General features: G+C 74.2%; 3 protein-coding genes and 1 pseudogene. All 4 read left to right on the plus strand.

Going from position 1 to position 6,161, the window contains the following annotated elements; genetic code table 11:
- The coding region (locus JNW91_RS28585) for a RecB family exonuclease (protein WP_203178585.1) at positions 1–899 on the plus strand (899 nt) is incomplete at its 5' end.
- Positions 900–926: 27 nt separating this feature from the next.
- The gene (locus tag JNW91_RS28590; RefSeq protein WP_203178586.1) at positions 927–4,295 is read left to right on the plus strand and encodes an ATP-dependent helicase; all 3,369 of its coding nucleotides are present in this window, start codon (positions 927–929) and stop codon (positions 4,293–4,295) included.
- 226 nt (positions 4,296–4,521) lie between these two features.
- On the plus strand, positions 4,522–4,725 hold the full coding sequence (cspE, locus tag JNW91_RS28595) for a transcription antiterminator/RNA stability regulator CspE (RefSeq protein ID WP_101369720.1): 204 nt from the start codon (positions 4,522–4,524) through the stop codon (positions 4,723–4,725).
- 224 nt (positions 4,726–4,949) lie between these two features.
- A pseudogene (locus JNW91_RS28600) lies at positions 4,950–6,161 on the plus strand (DEAD/DEAH box helicase); the annotation flags it as partial.

The following is a 6,161-nucleotide window of genomic DNA, read 5'->3' on the forward strand; positions in this document are numbered from 1 at the left end:
GCCTCGCCGCCGCCGGGGTGCCCGGCGCGCACCCGGACGACTGGTGGGGGCTGCGCGCGCTCTCCGACGATCGCCCCCTGGTCGATGAGGGGAACCCGGTGCGGGTCACGCCGTCGGCGATGGAGAGCGCCCTGCGGTGCAGCCTGCGCTGGCTGCTGGAACGGCACGGCGGCAGCGGCCCGACCAGCACCGCGCAGGGGGTGGGCAACCTGGTGCACGCCGCCGCGATGCTCGCCGAGGACGCCAGCGCCGACCGGGGCGCCCTACTGGACTACGTGGCCGCGCGCTTCGACGCGATCGAGCTGGCCGCCCGGTGGATGGCCGGCCCGGAACGGGAACGCGCCGAGGCGATGGTCGACAAGCTGCTGCGCTGGCTGGCCACCAACCCGCGCCGGCTGCTCGCCATCGAGCACGAGTTCGCGGTCCGGCTGGACGACCCGCAGCGACCGGTCGACCTGACCGGACGGGTCGACCGGCTGGAGGTCGACGAGGCCGGCCGGCTGGTGGTGATCGACCTGAAGACCGGCAAGTCCACCGCGGTCACCGGCAGCGAGCTGGCCGAGCACCCGCAGCTCGGCGCCTACCAGGCGGCCGTGGAGGCGGGGGCGTTCGCCGAGTTCGGCGACGAGTCCGGGGGCGCCGCGCTGGTGCAGCTCGGCACCTCCGCGAAGGACGCCAGGGAGCAGAACCAGCCGGCGGCGGGCGAGGGCCCGGCGGCCGGCTGGGCGACCGCGCTGGTCCGGCGGACCGCCGATACGATGGCCGCTGCCACCTTTGCCGCGGTGGCCAATTCGAAGTGCCGGGTCTGCCCGGTGCGTACCAGCTGCCCGGTCTCCGGGCAGGGGCGCCAGGTCGTCGAGCCGCCGACCACCCGGAGTACCCGTGAGGGCGAGGAGTGAGCCGGTGTTGCGAGCCGAGGCGACACCGTGACCCAGCCCACCCTGTTCGGCGCCGGCCCGGCGCCGACGCCCCGGCTCGCCGACTCCGGTCCCCGGTACACCCCGGTGGAGCTGGCGAAACTGCTGCGGCTGCCGGCGCCCACCCGGGAGCAGGCCGCGATCATCGCCGCCCCGGTGGAGCCGCTGCTGGTGGTGGCGGGGGCCGGATCCGGTAAGACCGAGACGATGGCCGCGCGGGTGGTCTGGCTGGTGGCCAACTCGTACGTGCGTCCGGAGCAGATCCTCGGGCTGACGTTCACCCGGAAGGCCGCCGGCGAGCTGGCCCACCGGGTCCGTACCCGCCTCGACCAGTTGATCCGCCGTCTCGGCCGGCAGGGCCGTGACCCGCTGGACGACCCGCTCGCCGGTGAGCCCACCGTCTCCACCTACCACTCGTACGCCGGTCGGATCGTCACCGAGCACGGGCTGCGGGCCGGCTACGAGCCGTCCACCCGGCTGCTCACCGAGGCGTCCCGCTGGCAGTTGGTCGACCTGCTGGTTCGCAACTACGACGGCGACATGTCCGAGGTGGACCGGATGCCGAGCACCATCACCGACGCCGTGCTGGCGCTCGCCGGGGAGTTGGACGAGCACCTGGTCGCCCCGGACGAGCTGGCGGCCTGGACGGGCCGGTTCTTCGCGGAGGTGCAGTCCCGGCCGGGGCGGGTGTACGCCGACGTGCGCAAGGCGCTCGCCCTGCAGCGGACCCGGCTGCGCCTGCTGCCGCTGGTGCGGGCGTACGCCCGGCGCAAGGAGGACTTCGAGGCGATGGACTTCGCCGACCAGCTCGCCCGGGCGGCCCGGGTGGCCCGGGACCACCCGGCGGTCGGCGAGATCGAGCGGGACCGTTTCCGGGCGGTGCTGCTCGACGAGTACCAGGACACCAGCCACGCCCAGGTGGTGCTGCTCAACGCGTTGTTCGGTGGCGGGCACCCGGTGACGGCGGTGGGTGACCCGTGCCAGTCCATCTACGGCTGGCGGGGGGCGAGCGCCGGCACACTGGACCGGTTCCCCACCGAGTTCGCGCGGGTCGACGGTCAGCCCGCGCGGGCGCTGGGGCTCACCACGAGTTGGCGTAACCGTCCGGAGATCCTCCGGGTGGCGAACGCGCTGTCCACCCCGTTGCGTGCGGCCGGTGCCCGGGTGCCGGAGCTGCGTTCGGCGCTGACGGTCCTGGACCCGATCCCGCACCGCAGCCCGGGCGGGGCGGCCGGCGGCACGGTGCACTGCGCGCTGCTGCCCACGTACGCCGACGAGGCGGCGTGGATCGCCGACAGCGTGCTCGCCGCCTGGCGTGGCGCGGCCCGGATGCCCGGCGCGGCACCCGAGCACATCCCGGTGGCGCAGCGCCCGACGACGGCCGTGCTGGTCCGGGTCCGCAGCCAGATCCCGGCGATCGAGTCGGCGTTGCGCGAGCGTGGCCTGCCGGTGGAGGTGGTCGGGCTGGGTGGTCTGCTGGACACTCCCGAGGTCCGCGATGTGGTCTGCACGCTGCGGGTGCTGGCCGATCCGACCGACGGGGCCGCGCTGCTGCGGCTGCTCACCGGTGCCCGTTGGCGGATCGGGCCGCGTGATCTGGTGGCGTTGCACCGGCGGGCCCGGGCCATCGCCAACGCCCGGCGGCAGGTGGCCGCCGACGAGGCCCCGGAGATCACCCCGGATCTGCTGGACGAGGCGACCCTGGTGGAGGCACTGGCGGACCTGGGCCCGGCGCAGGCGTACTCGGCGGAGGGGTTCGCGCGGCTGCGCGCGTACGGCATGGAGCTGGCGTTGCTGCGCTACCGGCTGGACCAGGCGCTGCCGGACCTGATCGCGGACATCGAGCGGACCATCGGCCTGGACGTGGAGGTGGCGGTGCGCGCCGGCCGGGACGGTGCCGGCGACGCCGGCCTGGCCCGGGGGCACCTGGACGCCCTGGGCGATGTGGCGGCCCGCTTCAGCGGGGAGACCCCGGGCGCGACCCTGTCCGGCTTTCTGTCCTATCTGACCGCCGCGGAGGACGAGGAGCGCGGCCTGGCCCCCGGCGAGGTCGAGGTGGTGGAGGGCGCGGTCCAGGTGGTCACCGCGCATGCCGCCAAGGGCCTGGAGTGGGACGTGGTGGCGGTGGCCGGGCTGTGCCGTGGGTCGTGGCCGGGGCCGGTACGCAACTCCGACCACTGGCTGGGCGGGCTGGGTGTGCTGCCGTTCCCGCTGCGCGGCGACGCCGACGGTTTGCCGGAGCTGGCGCTCGACGAGGCGGGGGACCAGCGGGCCGTGGCCCGGGCGGTGACCGACTTCACCGACGCCTGGCGGGCGCACGACGAGCGGGAGGAGCGCCGGCTGACGTACGTGGCGGTCACCCGGCCGCGCCGGCTGCTGCTGTGCTCCGGCTACTGGTGGGGTGAGGGCACGAAGCGACCGCGCGGCCCGTCGGTCTTCCTGCGTGAGGTGTACGACGCCTGCCTGGACGGCGGTCCGGGGCACCTGGTGGACGCGTGGGCGCCGGAGCCCACCCCGGACGCGACGAACCCGACGGCCGAGGTGGTGCTCCGCGCGGAGTGGCCGGCCGACCCGTTGGGTGGCCGGCGTCCGGCGCTGGCCGAGGCTGCCGGGCTGGTCCGCCGCCTGATGACCGGCGGCCCGGCCGAGGTGGTGGTCGTCGGGGGGTCGGAGGCCGATCCGGAGGTGGCGCGCTGGCGGCGCGAGGCGGATCTGCTGTTGGCCGAGCGGGCCGAGCTGACCCGGCTCTCCGGCGCGGTGGAGGTGGCCCTGCCGGGGCAGTTGAGCGTCACCCAGCTCGTCGCGTTGCGTAACGATCCGGCGGCGTTGGCCCGTACGCTGCGCCGTCCGGTGCCTACCGAACCGAATCCGTACGCCCGTCGGGGCACCGCCTTCCACGCCTGGCTGGAGCAGCGCTTCGGCGCCGACCGGCTGCTCGACCTGGACGAGCTGCCCGGCGCGGCCGACGAGGACGCCGCGCCGGACGAGGCGCTGGTCGAGCTTCAGGAGCGGTTCCTGACCAGCGAGTGGGCCGATCGGGTGCCGGTGGAGGTGGAGGTGCCGTTCGCGACGGTGATCGCCGGTGTGGTGGTCCGGGGGCGGATGGACGCGGTCTTCGCCCGGCCGGGTGGCCGGTTCGACGTGGTCGACTGGAAGACCGGCCGGCAGCCCACCGGGCCGGCGGCGGAGGTGGCGGCGGTGCAGTTGGCCGTCTACCGGCTGGCGTGGGCGGAGCTGGCCGGGGTGCCGGTCGACCGGGTGGGCGCGGCGTTCCACTACGTCCGGGACGGCGTGACGGTCCGCCCCGCCGACCTGCTGGACGTGACCGGGCTCACCGCCATGATCGCCCAGTTGCCCGAAAATTCCGCCCAAGCTTGACCGCTGCGGGGAAAACCGTGGTAGGTTGACCGGGTTGCAGTTTTGGTTACCAGAGACTCTGTGTGCGCCTGGCGGGATTGTGGCCCCAGGCGCTCTTTGTTGTGTCCGGAGTTCTCCGGGCGGGGCGACCAGAAGCGACAGGCGATTCGCGCATTCCCGCGCGGAGCGCTCCTCTTCGGGCACGCAACAAGTGCGCGTCCGACGTTCCGTCAAGGAGACGAAACACATGGCTATTGGCACCGTGAAGTGGTTCAACGCTGACAAGGGCTTCGGCTTCATCACCCCGGACGGCGGCGGCGCTGACGTCTTCGCCCACTTCTCGGCGATCCAGTCCTCCGGCTACCGGAGCCTGGACGAGAACCAGCGGGTCGAGTTCGAGGTGACCCAGGGCCAGAAGGGCCCGCAGGCGGAGAACATCCGCCCGATCTGATCTTCGGATCGGTCAGCATTACCTGTCGTGCCCTCCGGGTGTGACGGTGACGGGACCGGCCCGCCCCGCCGTCGACCTGCGTAAGCAGGCGGCGGCCCGGCGGCGGGCGGCCCGTACTCCAAATCGGTTCGTGCTTGTGAGTCCTGGCTGCCTCTTCGCGGCCGGTGACAGCGCCGACTTCGGCGCCCTCCCTCGACACGTGCCGCGTCGAGGAAGGCTTCTGCGTGACCACTGTTATTCCTTCGTTCGCCCTCACCGGTCTGGCACCCGCGCTGCTCACCGCGCTGACCGCGCAGGGCATCACCGAGCCGTTCCCGATCCAGACGGCCACGCTGCCGGATTCGCTGGCCGGTCGGGACGTTCTCGGGCGGGGCCGCACCGGCTCCGGCAAGACCCTCGCCTTCGGGCTTCCGCTGCTCTCCCGCACCGCCGGCCGCAAGGCCGGCCGGGCCGTCCGCTGGCCCTGGTGCTGGTGCCGACCCGCGAGCTGGCCCAGCAGGTCACCACCGCGCTGGCGCCGTACGCCCGCGCCGTCGGGTTGCGCTGCGCCACCGTCGTCGGCGGGCTGTCGTTGCAGCGGCAGGCGGACGCGCTGCGCGCCGGCGCCGAGGTGGTCGTGGCGACCCCCGGCCGGCTGCACGACCTGATCAACCGTGGCGACGCCCGGCTCGACCAGGTCGAGATCACCGTGCTCGACGAGGCCGACCAGATGGCCGACATGGGCTTCCTGCCGCAGGTGACCAAGCTGCTGGAGCAGGTCGCGCCGCAGGGGCAGCGGATGCTCTTCTCCGCCACCCTGGACGGTGGCGTGGACCGGCTGGTCCGCCGCTTCCTCAGCAACCCGGTCACCCACTCGGTCGACCCGGGCACGGCCACGGTCACCGCGATGACCCACCACGTGCTGCACGTCGACGCGGTGGACAAGCCCGACGCGCTGACCCGGATCGCCGCCCGCGAGGGCCGCACCATCCTGTTCATGGGCACCAAGCACCGCGCCGACCGGCTCGCCCGCCAGTTGCTCTCCAAGGGCGTACGCGCGGCCGCGCTGCACGGCGGCAAGTCCCAGCCGCAGCGCACCCGCATCCTGGAGCAGTTCCGCAACGGCCAGGTGACCGCCCTGGTCGCCACGGACGTGGCGGCCCGGGGCATCCACGTGGACGGCCTGGACATGGTGGTCAACGTGGACCCGCCGACCGAGGCGAAGGACTACCTGCACCGGGGTGGCCGTACCGCCCGGGCGGGGGAGTCCGGCGCCGTGGTCACCCTGGTCCTGCCCGAGCAGCGTCGGGACATGTCCCGCCTGATGGCCACCGCCGGCATCCGGCCGGAGTCGGTCCAGGTGCGCCCGGGCGACGAGGCGCTGGTCCGGGTGACCGGTGCCCGCGAGCCGTCCGGCGTGCCGGTGACCATCGCCGCGCCGCCGGCGCCGGCTGGTC

The organism is Micromonospora parastrephiae, from assembly GCF_016802865.1.
Lineage (GTDB): Bacteria > Actinomycetota > Actinomycetes > Mycobacteriales > Micromonosporaceae > Micromonospora > Micromonospora parastrephiae.

Coding starts and splice junctions, on each gene's coding strand:
- cspE (WP_101369720.1), top strand. CDS start 4,522: ATGGCTATTGGCACCGTGAAGTGGTTCAACGCTGACAAGGGCTTCGGC.